The organism is Aminobacterium sp. MB27-C1 (assembly GCF_030908405.1).
In the GTDB taxonomy this organism is placed as follows: domain Bacteria; phylum Synergistota; class Synergistia; order Synergistales; family Aminobacteriaceae; genus Aminobacterium.
This window is the reverse complement of sequence record NZ_CP133089.1, coordinates 2,296,801-2,312,052: the sequence shown is the minus strand read 5'-3', so window position 1 is coordinate 2,312,052 and position 15,252 is coordinate 2,296,801. Positions and strand designations below refer to the sequence as shown.

The following is a 15,252-nucleotide window of genomic DNA, read 5'->3' as shown; positions in this document are numbered from 1 at the left end:
CGGCCCTTCCCGTCGCTTCATTATATGCTTTAATTTAACAATTATTATTGTACCATGCTATTTATTTTCTGCACTGCTCACAGGAATTAACCCTGTGCTATTTTTGTGACATTCTTTTCCCCGCCTGCACTGACTACTCATGTCTCCTAAAGTTCTTACTAAAATCTGGCTTATCCCTAACGCTTTCTCATAGAGATATTGTGCTTCCTGAGGATTCCCTTCCTTCGCCGCTTCAAAAACTTTATGTCCCAAGTGATGGAGTTCATCGTGATGGCGAAGAAGTTCATTCCAATTCTTACGATCAATTACATCTGGACGTTCAACAAAAGAAAGGAAGATGCCGAATTGACAACGAGTAGGGTCAGTTTCCACATCCCACGAACCTCCATCAAGATATTCTTTCAGCCGCTTGATCCATCCCTTGTGTGCTTTAATAGCTCCATCGGCAATATCAGCAAAGTCACATTGCTCAACAACCTGTATTTGCGCCATTTCTTGCAGAAGAGAACGTGCCTGTTCTCCTCCTTCCTTGTTTGAAATGAGCATATTATCCACAGAACAGTTAAGAGTCGTTACATTTTCACCCAGCAGTTTAAATTGTTGCTGCATGCGCTCGGTAAGATGATTTACTGTCTCGGCAGAAGCTGCTAATTCTTCTGATGATGCTGAAAGTTCTTGAGCACTAGCAGCAACCTGATGGGTAGACTCACTGACATGAGTTACGTTACTCAAAATCTGCCCAACGCCCTGAAGGGCATCTGAAACATGCACAACAGTCTGCTCAACCCTTCCAACTATAGTCGATGCATCTTCGGAGGCACCCTGGACCTCCGCCACCAGTTCCTCCAGGTTTGTTCCTATATCAAGGGCTGCTTTACGGCTTTCTTCCGCCAGTTTTCTAACCTCTTCGGCCACAACGGCAAAACCCCGCCCTGCTTCACCAGCACGGGCTGCCTCAATCGAAGCATTCAAGGCCAAAAGATTCGTCTGATCAGAAATACCAGTAAGAACCTGAACAACAGATTGAATCAATGCAACTTTTTCAGAAAGAAGAGCCGCTCTGCGAGCAACTCCCATAACATCTTCTCCCAAGTCTTGTATTGAATGTTCCGCCCCACTTAACTTCAACTGTCCCTCATTTGCTTTTTCAGAAACTTGAGTTACAGTTTGATTAAGCTTTTCAGCAAGTTGCGCAAGTGATTGGGCTGTAGAGGATATTTCTTCTGAACTTGCATATTGAGTTTGTATAGCCTCCGTAACACGGCTACCAGCATCGACACCTTCCTCAACTTCCTGAGTCATTTCATTAAAGGCATCAGAAAAAACTGAAAGCTCACGTTCCAAACGAAAAAAAGAAAACACAAAAGAGTGAAGCCCACGTATAATCCTCAAGGAAATATGACGAAATGTTCCTATAAGGCGAGTAAGCATCTCTTCCAAGGTTCCCATTACGGAACTGACATCCATTTTGGGAGCAGGAATTCTTAAATCTACTCCTTTGTCGGACCGCACCCTTCGCAGCCACGATAATATTTTTGAAGCAGGAACTCCAAAAACATAATGATCCTTCAATAAGCAAACACATGCTAGTAAAATTGACCATGAAAGGAGAATAGCTCCTCGTGCCGGTCCGTTATACCAATGATATAAAACAGGCCCTAATGCAAAAACAAAAGCAGCAACGCTATAAAAAAAAGAACGACTATGCATGCCTGATGTAACCTCCTAAAAGATAGCAACGTTATTTTTCAATGTTAGCGGAATACCCAGCTTCATCCAGAATATCCATAATTTTTTGAGGATCTTCCGTCTCAATATGTACGGTTTTAGTCTCGAGATCAACATTAAAACCACTATACCCAGCTTCCTCCAATGCGGTAGTTATACGTTTAACACAATGAGCACATGACATGTCTGGCACATGAAATTTTAAATTTCCCATTATATTCCCTCCTTCTACTCTCCGTTGTATTCTCATTTTGTAGTGCTACGTACCTTCTCTTTATAGTCCATATACCCCCCATTTGTAAAGTTTTTCCAGACAAACTTATATTTTCAATAGTTGATCGATATCATTTTCTCTTCTATAATATTTCAGATCTGTTATAAAACTTATAATTAAATATTATTTATAGCATAAGGGAGGTTTCTTTTTTGCACATTTCAGGATTGAAAAAAACATTATGTGTCTCTTGTCTCGCTGTTATCTTGTCAATGGTTTTAATTCTTCCCGGCATTGCCGGAGACATACCTCGTCTCAATGTCAGTTATATTTTTACAACCCACTTAGAACCATTTATGGTCGCCATGTCAAAAGAAGAAAACTTTAAAGAACTCGGAACATGGCTGAAACCTGTCGTTTCAAAAGAAAAGTATGATCTTATGGTTGATGGGAAAGCTGTAGCCCGGCTTAATATTATTGTCGCAAAAAGCGGATCAGAGACGGCTGTTCTCTTTGCCCAGAAACACCTCGATATTGGCATGGGCTCTCTTCCTGCCATGATGTCGGCAGTGGACAACAACACGCCCATAAAAGTCTTATGCCCCATCCACACAGATGGAATGGGTGTTGTTGTAAGTAAAAAAAGTCCTATTAACACATGGGAAGATTTTCTCGCTTACGTAGCAAAAAATGAGAAACCTGTAAAACTGGGATATCATTCACCTACAAGTGCACCCCGTATTGTTGTGGAAGGAGCCCTGAATGATGCTGGCCTTACACTGACACAAGACGCAAATAATATGGATGCAGACATATTGCTCGTCGACCTCAAGTCAACATCAAACCTCATCCCTGCATTGATGAGCCAGCAAGTTGACGCCTGGGTGGGACCTGCGCCATTCCTTGAAGTAGCAGAAGTACAAGATGTAGGGAAGACTATTATTGATCTTCGTAATTTACCCCCAACAGGGAAATGGTCACACTTCCCTTGTTGTGTCGCCGCTGCGCGAGATGAGATTCTTGCAGCACACCCTGAGGAGGTCAAAGCCTTTACAACCCTTCTTACGCAAAGTGCAAAATGGTGCAATGACCATAAAAATGAAGCAGGAAAAATCGCCGCTAATTGGATTGGTATTCCAGAAGAGGCCGCGGCAAAATCCACGATTGTATACACAACGGATCCTTCAGAAGGGTGGATGCGAGGCGCTCAAACATATCTATCGGTATTAAACGGTATGAATAAATTTAAAGGCCAACTCAAAGGAAAAGCTATGGATGACGTCCAATCGCTTATCTTTGATTTTTCATATGTCAAGTAACTCTTCATTTCCCTTGTCTAAGATAATGAAGGGTACATGCGGGGAAGAGTCTGCAAGCTCTTTCCCGTTTATTATGTAAAAGGGAGGTCATTACTCTCATGAAGAAAATCTCTTCTCTTTTTCTCCCGGTCATTGTACCGTCTCTTTTTCTTGTTTTTTGGGGATACATGGCCCAGCGAATAGGTAATGATATTGTCTTGCCCACTGTTGGGAATGTAGCAGATCTTTTGACTCATCCCACAGAAAATTTAATTAGTATGGGATCTCTTTTCGATAACGTTATTGTAAGCCTGATACGCGTGCTTGCTGGGTATTTCTTAGCTATTGTTCTTGCTATTCCTATTGGAATCGTAATGGGATATTATGGATCGGTATTCAAGCTTTTCCACTCTTTTTTGAGTATTTTTAGACCCATTCCTCCTCTTGCCTGGGTTCCTCTTGTCTTAGCCTGGTTCGGAGTTGCCAGCCTGGCCACCCTTTTAGGAATTGAGGAAGGTTCTTGGTATGTCTATTTCAATAACTTAAAGTTTTCAATGATCTTCATCATTTTCATTGGCGCTTTCTATCCTATTCTTACAAACTCTATTTACGGAGTATCAAATGTAAGAAAGACTCTAATCGACTCTGCTCGCGTTCTGGGAGCACATGAAAACGATATTTTCAAAAAAATACTCCTTCCAGCATCGGCTCCATCTATAGTCAATGGCTTACGAGTCGGCCTAGGAGTCGCCTGGATGTGCCTTGTTTCTGCAGAAATGCTCCCAGGAAGCATTTCTGGCATAGGCTATCTCATCACTCATTCTTATACTGTCGCTCGAACAGATATTGTTATAGCCGGAATGGCAAGTATTGGTGTCGTTGGAATGATAATGGATTTTGTTTTTCGCATTATAGAAAAACGTTGCTTTCGTTGGCAGCGCTTAACACGATAAGGAGGGAAAATCGTGGAGCCCTTAATAAATGTTAAAAAATTAGAGAAAATATTCTTTACAGAAAAGGGGGGGCAGGTCAAAGCCCTTGATGCAGTAGATTTGTCTGTAAACATCAATGATTTCATCTGTATTGTAGGCCCTTCAGGATGTGGAAAATCAACGATGTTACGAATTATTGCAGGTCTTGAAGAGGCTTCGGGAGGAGAAGTTCTCTACCACGGAAAACCTATAACATCGCCAGGAAAAGAGCGTGGAATGGTCTTTCAAGAATACTCACTTCTGCCTTGGCGTTCTGTTATTGAAAATGTAGGTCTCGGTCTTGAATTTGCTGGTGTACCCTTAAAAAAACGTCAAAAAACAGCGTTAGAGTACTTACGATTGGTAGGACTTGAGAGTTTCAAAGAAGCTTATCCCTACGAGCTCTCAGGTGGAATGCAACAACGAGTAGCTATTGCCAGAGCCTTGGCCAATAACCCTGAAGTGCTGCTTATGGATGAACCTTTTGGAGCTCTTGATGCTCATACACGTATAATTCTGCAGAAAGAGTTGCTTCGTATCTGGCAGAATCACCAAAAAACAATTCTCTTCGTTACACACAGTGTAGACGAAGCTGTTTATCTTGCCGATAAAATCATCGTCATGTCGGCTCGACCAGGACAAATCAAACAAATTATATCGGTTGATATGCCTCGACCGAGAAAACGATCTAACCCGTTATATGGAGAATTAACAACTACCATTTTAGGAATGCTCGACGAAGAGCTCGCTAAAGCGGTATAGAAAAATCAGAAAACGTGTAAAATAAAGAGGAGAGCTTGCAAAGGAGTGATATCCATGCCCTCTCCTCAAATATCTCTTCTTGATCTTATTGAACGAGAAGAACTACAAAAAATACAAGATGCCTTTGCAGAAGTACATGATGTCGCTTCTGTTATTACAGATGTTAATGGAAATTCCATTACAGAACCAAGCAATTTTAGTGAAGTTTGCCAATTAGTCCGTAAAACACCCGAAGGCGCTCGCCGCTGCATCTACTCGGATCGCGTTCTTGGAATGAAAGCAGCTCGTTTGCTTCAACCTACATATCAAAGATGCTTAAGTTGTGGTTTTGTCGATGCAAGTGCTCCTATTATTGTTGACGGGCATCATATTGCAAACTGGCAAATATCTCAAAATGCTCTCGGAGTGGGGGGAGAACGCATAAAAAATTATGCTATTGAAATAGGCGCTGACCCCCTTCAATTATGCCAGGCCCTTAGAAAAATGCATGAAGGATCGCTTGAGCATTTTGAGAATACGCTCAAATTACTTTGGCTTATGGCTCAACAGCTTTCATCAAAGGGCTTCGTAAATCTTATTTTAGCCCGAGAAATAGAACAGGTTCGCAATGCTGAGAAAAAACTGGAAGAATCTCAGGAAAATCTACGATCTCTTGCATCTGAACTAACATTAGCAGAAGAGAGAACCCGTCGTAAAATCGCAGCTAATCTTCACGATCAAGTAGGGCACGCTCTTGTAACAATGCAGCGGAATCTACGACAAGCTCTCAAAACTAATGATGAGCATATAAAAAACCACCTCTTATCAACAAGTATTGCTCATCTCGATGATGTTATAGAGCAAACGCGAAATCTTACCGCGCGCCTAAGCCCGCCTCTCTTGTACGATTTGGGACTGGCCGCAGCGTTAGAATCTCTTGGAGATGAAATGTTTTCTCCACAACATATTGATTTCATATTCAACTCTCCTACAAACTGCCGTTTTCTTGAACAAGAAGTAAGCATTATGCTCTACCACATGATAAAAGAAATTTTTATCAACGTATTAAAACATGCCCGAGCCACAGCTGTTCAATGTCTTATCACTAATGAAGACAGTTACATTTGTGTTGCAGTACACGACGATGGAATAGGTTTTAATCCCTCCCAGGCAATCGCCATTCGAAAGCGAAGTTTCGGCCTTTTCAGCATACGAGAGCGTTTACGCCATTGGGAAGGACAAATGAATATCAATTCTTCTAAAGGACAAGGAACTAGCGTTATCATTAAACTTCCTCTAAAAAACAACTCTGAAGAAGGAGGGGGTCTCTGTGACTGTTCGAATTATTGTTGCTGACGATCATCCGGTAACACGAAAAGGACTCAGCAGTGTGCTTGAAAATATTGACAACTTTCAAATCGTTGCAGAAACAGGAGATGGATTATCTACAGTCAAGGCGGCACTTCTACATAAACCTGATGTCATAATTATGGATATTTCCATGCCAAACATGAACGGTCTTGAGGCCACTCGTTCCATCCATGAGAAAAATAAACAAATAAAAATAATCGCTCTTTCAATTCATTCGAATAAACATTATGTTCGAGAAATGTTTGCCGCCGGAGCAACAGGATACCTTCTGAAAAATTGTGATATTGATGAAGTAATCAAAGCCATTAATGTTGTATGTGATGGAGATATGTACCTTTGCACCGCCCTTACTTCTATGGTTATCGAAGATTATGTTATCCAATCATCTGGAACTCACGCCTCCTTCACCATACTCAACACTCTTACATCGAGGGAAAAAGAAATTTTGATACTCCTGGCCCGAGGCTTTGCCACTAAAGAGATAGCATCTCAGCTTGCAATAAGTCGAAAAACCGTCGAAACACATAAAGCACGAATTATGGAAAAGCTTGGCCTTTACTCTGTAGCAGAGTTAGCACGTTTTGCAGAACGAGAAGGTCTGTTATCTGTTGCCCCTCCAAACAACCAAGACTAAAAGACTATGGTTACAAAGACTTATAGATCGTAAAAATTACCAAAAGCCTGACAAAAATGTCAGGCTTTTGGTAATTTTGCACCCTATTTTCCTTATTGTCTTTAAATGTTAAACGTTTATGATTTAATTGAGAGTTGGCTTTTGTCAGCTTTCGTTCCACTATAATCCGCCCAGAGGAGGAATGGTTAGTGAATCTCATTCATTTTATCGACCCAGAGTTGGGCGCAGCCATTGAGGGAGAAAAAGAACGACAAAACATGACAATTGAGCTAATCGCTTCAGAAAACTTCGTTCCAGAAGTCATTCTTGAAGCACAAGGCTCACTTCTTACAAACAAATATGCGGAAGGATACCCGGGAAAACGTTACCATGGTGGATGTCAATTTATTGACATCGTTGAAAGTCTCGCTATAGAACGTGCCAAAGAATTATTTGGAGCAGATCATGCAAATGTTCAACCTCATTCGGGCGTAAATGCAAACCTCGCCGTCTTTATGGCTATGCTGGAACCTGGGGATACAATTCTCGGCATGGATCTTAAACATGGCGGCCATCTTTCTCATGGCACTCCGGTAAATATTTCGGGAAAATTCTTCAATGCATATCGATATGGTATAGACAAAACAACTGGCGAAATAGATTACGATCAGGTTGAAAAGTTAGCTAAAGAAGTTCATCCCAAACTGATCATTGCTGGAGGCAGCGCCTATTCTCGATTTATTGACTTCGAAAGATTTGCCCAAATAGCCCACGAAGTAGGCGCCTATTTTATGGTTGATATGGCACACATTGCTGGGCTCGTAGCAGCAAATGTCCACCCAAGCCCTGTTCCATATGCTGATTTTGTAACATTTACAACAACAAAAACCTTAAGAGGTGCGAGAGGTGGCAATATCTTATGTCGATCCCAATATGCACAGAAGATTGACAAAGCTATTTTCCCTGGAATTCAAGGTGGGCCCATTCCTCAGATTATGGCAGCAAAAGCTCTCACATTCAAATTAGCCATGACCGAAGAATTTAAAACATATGCCTCACATATTATAAAAAATGCGAAAGTTATGGCTCGCACTCTTCAGAGAAATGGATACGATATTGTTTCCAACGGCACAGATAATCATCTTATGCTTGTAGACCTCAGACGTAAGAATATGACAGGTCGCGACGCCGAAAAGAAACTGGAAGAAGTTGGAATTACCGTTAATATGAACCTCATTCCCTTTGATCCTCAAAAAGCAACTGTTACAAGTGGAATTCGTATCGGTCTTGCCGGTGTTACAAGCCGAGGTTTCAATGAACAAGATACTGAAAAAGTAGCTAAACTCGTTGTTCAGGTTCTCGAAAATAGAGATGAGTCTCTTATACCAATATTAAAAAAAGAGGTAAGAGAGATTTGTATCGAGCATCCCGTTTATATGTCAAAAACAGAACTTGCTCTACGTTACAGAGCAAGCAACTAATAAAAAGCCCTCAAAAAGCAGGTTCCGCTTTTTGAGGGCTTTTTATTACATCACCTTACCCCCTCAGCGGTAGCTTATTGGTCTTGTAGTAAAGACAATTAAAGAATATCCTATACAGAAAAGAGATACAGGGGAAAAAGATTAACCGGCACCTTCTCAGGAGGGATAAACTATGACGCTCAGTCATGCCATTAAAAAGCAAAGTCAAGATATTTTCGAAGAACTTCAAGTGCTATACAGAGATTTTCATAAGCATCCAGAGTTAAGTTTTCAAGAACATGAAACTTCTGAAAAAATTGCAACCTATATGGAACAACTTGGTTGCTCAGTACAAAGAAATGTTGCAAAGACAGGTGTCGTTGCTCTTTTAAAGGGGGCAAAGGATGGACCTACTGTTGCAATCCGTGCAGATATAGACGCATTGCCTATTGAAGAAAAGAGCAAACTCTCATATACTTCAACATCAAAAGGGCTAATGCATGCCTGCGGCCATGATATTCATACGACGTGTGCTCTTGGAGCTGCAAAAATTATTGCGTCTCTACAAAGCAAACTTCAAGGGACAGTCAAGTTTATTTTCCAGCCAGCAGAAGAAATAAATGCAGGAGCCAAGGCCATGGTGGAAGAAGGCGTTCTCCTTAATCCTGATGTTTCCATGATTTTTGGCCTTCACAACCACCCTGAAATTCCTGTAGGAAAAGTTGCCCTTAAAGAAGGTCCCCTTATGGCCTCTGTAGACACAACTTTTCTTAAAGTAATAGGGGAAGGCGGACATGGAGCTTTTCCACATCGTGATATCGATCCTATCGTCGCTACAGCATCGATCATAATGAATCTTCAAACTATTGTCAGCAGAAACGTCGATCCCCAACAATCAGCAGTAATAAGTTTCGGAACCATACATGGAGGAACTGCCAATAATGTTATTCCAGATGAAGTAGAGCTCACGGGAACTGTTCGAACCTTTGATCCTCATGTTCGTGAATCTATGGAGTTATGGATGCAAAGAGTTATTGAAAATGCAGCAGCAAGTCTCGGATGTTCTGCCAATTTCTTCTATCGCCGAGATCTTCCTGCCGTTTTTAATCATTCTGAAATTACGGCTATAGGAATGAAGGCCCTCGAAGATCTTATAGACAAGGAAAAAATTGTCTCTCCTGTTCCTTCTATGGGAGGCGAGGATTTTGCTATTTTCCAAGAAAAAGTACCAGGATGTTTTTTCTGGCTTGGAGTCGGTAATCCTGAAATCGATGCAGTTCACCCTTGGCACAGCCCACGCTTTAAGGCCGACGAACGTGCCCTTTCTATTGGAGCCGCTCTTTTAGCTCTTTCAGCGTGGTATGGAACAATACACGACAATATGAAAGGGGAGATGTAAATGAAAAATGCAATTCGCAACTGGAAAATTCACCTTTTAGTCCTCGGCCTTGTCATCATCGCAGAATTGATCGGAATCCACGCCTTCAATCTTGGCCCGGGGAAAATAGTGCTTCTTCCAATGCTTTATGCGCTGCTCATGGGAGCTTTTTTAGGCCCGAAATTTATCAAATTGGCAAGTCATAAAGACATGGTTGATGCAGGAAGTCTCGTAGGAGTCACCCTCATGCTTCTTATAGCACGATATGGCACCCTCGTAGGTCCTAACCTTCCTATGATTTTGAAGACAAGTCCCGCACTTATTCTTCAGGAATTAGGGAATTTGGGGACAGTACTCATAGGAATTCCCATCGCTGTATTTCTTGGACTAAAACGAGAATCGATCGGAGCCGCTCACTCTGTAGCACGAGAACCAAACGTTGCTCTTATAGGCGATGTTTATGGCCTCGATACGCCTGAAGGGCAAGGCGTTATGGGCGTTTATATATGCGGAACCGTTTTTGGAACTATTTTTTACGGGCTCATGGCCACATTCGCAGCTGCCTTTGGCATTCTTCATCCTTTAGCATTAGCCATGGCCTCCGGTGTTGGAAGCGCAAGCATGATGACAGCGTCTGTAGGGTCATTAAGCGCCATGTTCCCAGAAATTGCCGACAAAATCCAGGCCCTAGGTGCCGCAAGCAATATGCTTTCAGGACTTGATGGAATTTATATGTCACTATGGCTGGCACTTCCTCTCTCAGAGTGGCTCTACAAAAAGATGTACAAGGCTAAATATGGAGTTGTTCCTGAAAAGCCAATTTATAAGGAGGTGTAATCCTTATGAAAACCGTTGAAGTCTTTTTTGTTTTAATTATTATTGGTGTTATTACTCTTGTAGGAAATCTGGTTGGCTTTCATACGCCCATAAGTGATGCTATCCCGGGAATGGCCTTTCTTATCGTGTTATGTCTTCTGGGCGTAATTTGTTCAAAAGTTATACCAGTGCGTATTCCATCGGTAGCCTATATCGTAACAATAGGCTGCATCGTAACCTACCCAGGTTTTCCAGGAGCGGAAATACTGACAGCGTGGGCACAAAAAGTCAGTTTTTTAGCTTTGACAACTCCAATATTGGCATATGCAGGAATATCACTGGGAAAAGATTTGGATATGCTTAAAAGAACCGGGTGGAGAATTATCGTTGTCTCATGTGTTGTTTTTGTTGGCACGTATATTGGCTCAGCTATAATTGCTCAGGGTGTTCTCAAGCTTATCGGAGAAATTTAAACGAATTTATCTTATTCCATTATTAAGTAAAAGGAACCAAGTAATGGTTCCTTTTACTTTTTTATACGGTTTTTTCTCTTCAAAACCCAAATGAATATTCTTGATTTTATCCTCTTATGTCGCGTATGATAAATATGATAAGGGGGGATTGAAATGACCTTAGAATTTAATCTCGCTGTAGTCCTTATTTTTTGTGCTCGTTGTACTGATGTGTCTATGGCAACAATGCGAATGCTGCTCTTGGTGAAAGGGCAACGGTTTAAGGCAGCATGTATTGGATTTGTAGAAATCTCCCTCTACCTTTTGAGTTTAAAATATGTTCTCGACGCAGGTCTCAACAGCCCCTTAAGTTTTATTGCCTACGCTCTTGGTTTCTCCACAGGAAATTATATTGGTTCTTTTCTCGAAGAAAAACTTCTGAAAGGACACCTCATTGTAGAAATTATTATTGAAGATACAGAAGCAGGAAGAATGTTGGCTGATGTTTTGAGATCTAAAGGTTTCGGAACTACTGTTCTTGAAGGAGAAGGGCGAGATGGTCCTCGTCTTATTCTTAAGGTTATCTGCGAACGAAAAGATAGGATTCTTGTTGCAGAGGAAGGGAAAAAAGCTGGAGGCTTTGTTTTTATGGCTGACATTCGAAATGTCTGGGGAGGTTATTTCACTAAGAAAAAATAAGAGCCGTTTTTTGTTTATCTAAGCACCATTCATAATGGCATAAACAATGTCACCTAACGTATATAAGTCGCGTTCAAGAATATACTCTTCTGAAGTGTGAGCATTTTTTGCACCAGTACCTAATGTAACAGCTTCTATTCCTTTCTCGTTCAATATGTTTGCGTCACTTCCACCACCTGTAGAGATAAGAACTGGAATTAACCCACAACGGCGCACTGCAGACGAAGCCCACTGAACTGATGGAGCCATCTCGGTTAATGTAAAACTCCTATATGATTTTTGAACTCTCGTCTTGACTTTTGCCCCTAACGATTCCGAGCCTTTTTCCATCGCTTCAACCATTGCACTCACAGTATCTTCAAGTTTTTTCTCGCAATTAGAACGAGCTTCCCCCTCCACTATGACTGAATCGCAGACAATATTTGTAGCCCCTCCTCCATGAATCATGCCAATGTTTGCCGTTGTCTCATGATCGATACGACCACTTTTTATCTGCCGTAACCCCTCAGCAGCAGCAAGTATGGCATTAACTCCATTTTCAGGAGACGCGCCTGCATGTGCTGCTCTTCCAGATATCTCCCATTTAATCTTAACATGGGAAGGAGCTTGTACCACGATATGTCCAGGATCAGCTCCATTATCTATAATAAAGGCCATTGAAGCCTGAAGTTGGTTTAGATCAAGCTTTTTTGCGCCCTCCAGCCCTGTTTCTTCCTTAACAGTAAATATTATTTCTATACAATGGTGAGGAATCCTCTTTTCTGTAAGAGTTTCCAATCCTTCTAAAATAGCGGCTATCCCCGCCCTGTCATCAGCTCCTAGAATTGTATCTCCAGAAGAAGTAATGACACCTTCACGTATACGAGGAACAACGGGTTTCGAGAGGAAAACCGTATCCATATGAGCAGAAAGAGCGATACACCGGTTTCTATCATGAGTAGGAGGAAGAACAGCCACTATATTTTCTGCCCTTTCCTCACTTCCTTGTCTTATAACAAGCCCTAAACGACGGAGACGAGGCAATATATACTGAACAACAGGCTGTTCGGCTCCAGACTCTGCCTTTATTTTTACGAGATCAAGAAAAGTACTAAGCATACGCGCATAATTAACCATCTCAATAAACCTCCGCTACTATCTGATTTTATTATGCGCTTTTTTTCACAGAATGCAATTTTAGCAGTACGATTCTAAATAGTAGTTTGTTATCTGACTTATTCCCGAAGCTTTAAAAGAGCCTTTACATAATGCTCATTTGCTCTGTCTATCTCCGATGTAATATCGTACATGAGAGATAGGGCCTCGTCCTGTACAGAAGAACAAAAATTTTCATCATAAAGGCGAGGTAGATTTGTTAATATCGTTAAGCATGACGCCACGGCAGTTGCTCTTAACAAACAAAGTCCCGTCATTCCGTCATTCACAGCCACTCTGGCTCCCAAAGCAGCAACATCACGAAGCAGGGGAAGGATTTCCTGGCAACAACGCAAAACTTCGAGGGGAACAACTACTGCTTTTTTCATCATTTGCTCTCTCATTTGTTCTTTGATTTCTTCCTCCTCAGGAGTCTCTGAAGGAAGTCCTCCTGCTTCAATGAACGAAAGATATGCATTCGTATCCTCTTCCATAAGGTAAACAAGTCGATCTGATAACGATGCAGTTTCATCTCGAACACGTTCCATCACTTCCCAAGACTGTTCATACGCTTCTTTCGAGAGAGTCAACCGTGAGACAAGACCGCCAAGAGCAGCTGCCATTGCTCCACATAAAGCAGCAGCACTTCCGCCACCAGGGGAGGGGGTTCCAGCAGAAAGCTGCTCTACAAAATCGTTCACCGTCATACGAGAAAGTCTAGGCATATCTTATATCTCCTTTCCGTTAGTCGAGAGGTCCTACAACCTCCTCTACAGCACTAAGGATTTCACTTCGATCCATAAGCTCTTGAACTCTTCGAATAAGGGGGTAAAGATAGTCATCATGTTTCAAGAAGGGGACAGCACTTCTAATCATACGATGGGCAGCTGCCGTTCCAAGACCTGGCTTAAGTAAAATACTGAAATCTAAGGCCTGAGCAGCTGAAAATAACTCGATAGAAAGAACTTTTCTTGTGTTGTCAAGAATATTACGCCCCTTACGTGCACCATAAGTTCCCATAGAAACGTGATCCTCCTGATTAGCGGATGTAGGAATAGAATCAACAGAAGAGGGGTGAGCTAGAACTTTATTTTCAGAAACTATAGATGCTGCTGCATATTGAGGAATCATGAAACCGCTATTTAAACCACTTTCATTAATAAGAAAAGGGGGAAGTCCAGAAAGAGAGCTATCGACAAGACGTGCAACTCTTCGTTCTGATATATTCGCAATTTCTGCCATGGCAATACCAAAAAAATCCATAGCTAAAGCCATAGGCTGCCCATGAAAGTTTCCGCCACTTATAGCCATGCGATCATCAACAAAAATAAGAGGGTTATCAGTTACTGCATTAATTTCTATAGAAACTTTATCCCAAATATATTCAATGGCATCTCGACTCGCACCATGTACCTGAGGAACACAACGAAGGGAATAGGCATCCTGAACGCGTTCTCCCTTAAATTTTTCAATAATCTGACTACCAAAAATTAGTTTGCGAATATTTGATGCAACTGTCATCTGCCCGTGATATGGACGGAGAGCATGTGTTCGCTCATCAAAAGCGTAAGGTACACCATGTAACGCTTCAAGAGAGAGTGACGCTGCTATATCTGCTAATTTCAGAGTATTGACACTATCGTAGAGAGCAAGAGCTGCAATAGCCGTCATAACAGTTGTTCCATTATTGAGGGCCAATCCTTCCTTAGCCTCAAGATGAAGGGGTTCCATGCCAAACTTACGAAGGAGACGAGCAGTAGATTGGCGACGACCTTTATAAAAAACTTCGCCAAGACCAAGAAGTGTAACAGCAAGGTGAGAAAGTGGGCATAAATCTCCACTTGATCCCACGGAACCCTGAGAAGGAATCATAGGATGGATACCTAAATTCAGATATTCGGTTAAACGCTGTAAAGTGGATACTCGAATTCCAGAATAGCCTCTTATAAGTGTATTAATGCGGAGTAACATAATAGCTCGCACTGTCTCTTCGTCAAAGGGAGCTCCAACGCCACAGGCATGGCTTTTAAGAAGGTTTTCTTGAAGCTGACGGCGATCTTTTCGTGAGATAGGAACAGTGGCCAAATCTCCAAATCCTGTATTAATACCATAAATAACTTCATTGCCTGACGCCCATTCATTGACAAGGGATGCTGCTTTATCAACAGCTTCAAGAGCATGAGGATCAAGCTCTACTTTGGCATTATTTCGCGCAACTTTTACTACATCTTCGATTGTAAGAGATTGCCCATCAAGAACAACAACTTCGCCGTGCTCCATATATATGCACCTCCTGGGAATTATCTGAAAACTTCAATTTAGTGTATACCCAAAAGTGCTCTTTGACAATATTATTTTTCCTCACCAAATGTATCAT

The 15,252-nt window shown here is 41.6% G+C and carries 15 protein-coding genes and 1 pseudogene; 10 read left to right on the top strand and 6 right to left on the bottom strand.

Annotated features, from left to right (window positions below; translation table 11 throughout):
- Positions 1-57: 57 nt before the first annotated feature.
- From RBH88_RS11755 to RBH88_RS11145, 3 genes and pseudogenes are all read right to left on the bottom strand, one after another.
- The gene (locus RBH88_RS11755) at positions 58-492 is read right to left on the bottom strand and encodes a CZB domain-containing protein (protein ID WP_374047610.1); all 435 of its coding nucleotides are present in this window, start codon (positions 490-492) and stop codon (positions 58-60) included.
- Positions 493-678: 186 nt separating this feature from the next.
- Positions 679-1,077: pseudogene (locus RBH88_RS11750) on the bottom strand (methyl-accepting chemotaxis protein); the annotation flags it as partial.
- A 664-nt stretch (positions 1,078-1,741) separates the two neighbouring features.
- Positions 1,742-1,942, bottom strand: coding sequence for a heavy-metal-associated domain-containing protein (locus RBH88_RS11145; protein WP_213690056.1), 201 nt, complete (start codon positions 1,940-1,942; stop codon positions 1,742-1,744).
- A gap of 212 nt (positions 1,943-2,154) precedes the next feature.
- Between RBH88_RS11145 and RBH88_RS11140 the strand changes: the two genes are divergently transcribed.
- The 10 genes from RBH88_RS11140 (at position 2,155) to RBH88_RS11095 (ending at position 11,741) form a co-directional block, all read left to right on the top strand.
- Positions 2,155-3,261 carry an ABC transporter substrate-binding protein gene (locus RBH88_RS11140; protein ID WP_307879650.1) on the top strand — a complete coding sequence of 369 codons (1,107 nt, stop codon included), beginning with the start codon at positions 2,155-2,157 and terminating at the stop codon, positions 3,259-3,261.
- A gap of 98 nt (positions 3,262-3,359) precedes the next feature.
- Positions 3,360-4,193 (top strand): ABC transporter permease, encoded by an 834-nt coding sequence (locus tag RBH88_RS11135; RefSeq protein ID WP_307879649.1) that lies wholly within the window; start codon positions 3,360-3,362, stop codon positions 4,191-4,193.
- A 12-nt stretch (positions 4,194-4,205) separates the two neighbouring features.
- Positions 4,206-4,973: an ABC transporter ATP-binding protein gene (locus tag RBH88_RS11130; protein WP_213690059.1), complete on the top strand. Its 768-nt coding sequence runs from the start codon at positions 4,206-4,208 to the stop codon at positions 4,971-4,973.
- A gap of 54 nt (positions 4,974-5,027) precedes the next feature.
- Entirely contained in the window at positions 5,028-6,308 is a 1,281-nt protein-coding gene (locus tag RBH88_RS11125) for a PocR ligand-binding domain-containing protein (RefSeq protein ID WP_213701446.1), read from the top strand.
- A complete protein-coding gene (locus RBH88_RS11120; protein ID WP_213690061.1) occupies positions 6,283-6,957 on the top strand; it encodes a response regulator transcription factor in 675 nt (224 codons plus the stop codon). The genes RBH88_RS11125 and RBH88_RS11120 overlap by 26 nt, the downstream gene beginning before the upstream one ends.
- A 188-nt stretch (positions 6,958-7,145) precedes the next feature.
- Complete coding sequence (gene glyA, locus RBH88_RS11115; RefSeq protein ID WP_213690062.1) at positions 7,146-8,417, top strand: serine hydroxymethyltransferase; 1,272 nt, start codon at positions 7,146-7,148, stop codon at positions 8,415-8,417.
- A gap of 172 nt (positions 8,418-8,589) precedes the next feature.
- Complete coding sequence (locus tag RBH88_RS11110) at positions 8,590-9,795, top strand: M20 family metallopeptidase (protein WP_307879648.1); 1,206 nt, start codon at positions 8,590-8,592, stop codon at positions 9,793-9,795.
- Entirely contained in the window at positions 9,796-10,611 is an 816-nt protein-coding gene (locus RBH88_RS11105; RefSeq protein WP_213690064.1) for a DUF3100 domain-containing protein, read from the top strand.
- A gap of 5 nt (positions 10,612-10,616) precedes the next feature.
- Positions 10,617-11,063 (top strand): hypothetical protein, encoded by a 447-nt coding sequence (locus tag RBH88_RS11100; RefSeq protein ID WP_213690065.1) that lies wholly within the window; start codon positions 10,617-10,619, stop codon positions 11,061-11,063.
- A 153-nt stretch (positions 11,064-11,216) separates the two neighbouring features.
- Complete coding sequence (locus RBH88_RS11095; RefSeq protein WP_213690066.1) at positions 11,217-11,741, top strand: DUF2179 domain-containing protein; 525 nt, start codon at positions 11,217-11,219, stop codon at positions 11,739-11,741.
- A gap of 18 nt (positions 11,742-11,759) precedes the next feature.
- Here RBH88_RS11095 and RBH88_RS11090 read toward each other — a convergent pair whose 3' ends face one another.
- The 3 genes from RBH88_RS11090 to hutH all read right to left on the bottom strand — a co-directional run bounded on the left by RBH88_RS11090 (position 11,760) and on the right by hutH (position 15,155).
- Positions 11,760-12,857, bottom strand: coding sequence for a M20/M25/M40 family metallo-hydrolase (locus RBH88_RS11090; protein ID WP_213690067.1), 1,098 nt, complete (start codon positions 12,855-12,857; stop codon positions 11,760-11,762).
- A 98-nt stretch (positions 12,858-12,955) separates the two neighbouring features.
- The gene (locus RBH88_RS11085; RefSeq protein ID WP_213690068.1) at positions 12,956-13,600 is read right to left on the bottom strand and encodes a cyclodeaminase/cyclohydrolase family protein; all 645 of its coding nucleotides are present in this window, start codon (positions 13,598-13,600) and stop codon (positions 12,956-12,958) included.
- A gap of 19 nt (positions 13,601-13,619) precedes the next feature.
- Positions 13,620-15,155 carry a histidine ammonia-lyase gene (gene hutH / locus RBH88_RS11080; protein WP_213695533.1) on the bottom strand — a complete coding sequence of 512 codons (1,536 nt, stop codon included), beginning with the start codon at positions 15,153-15,155 and terminating at the stop codon, positions 13,620-13,622.
- Between the last annotated feature and the right edge of the window lie 97 nt (positions 15,156-15,252).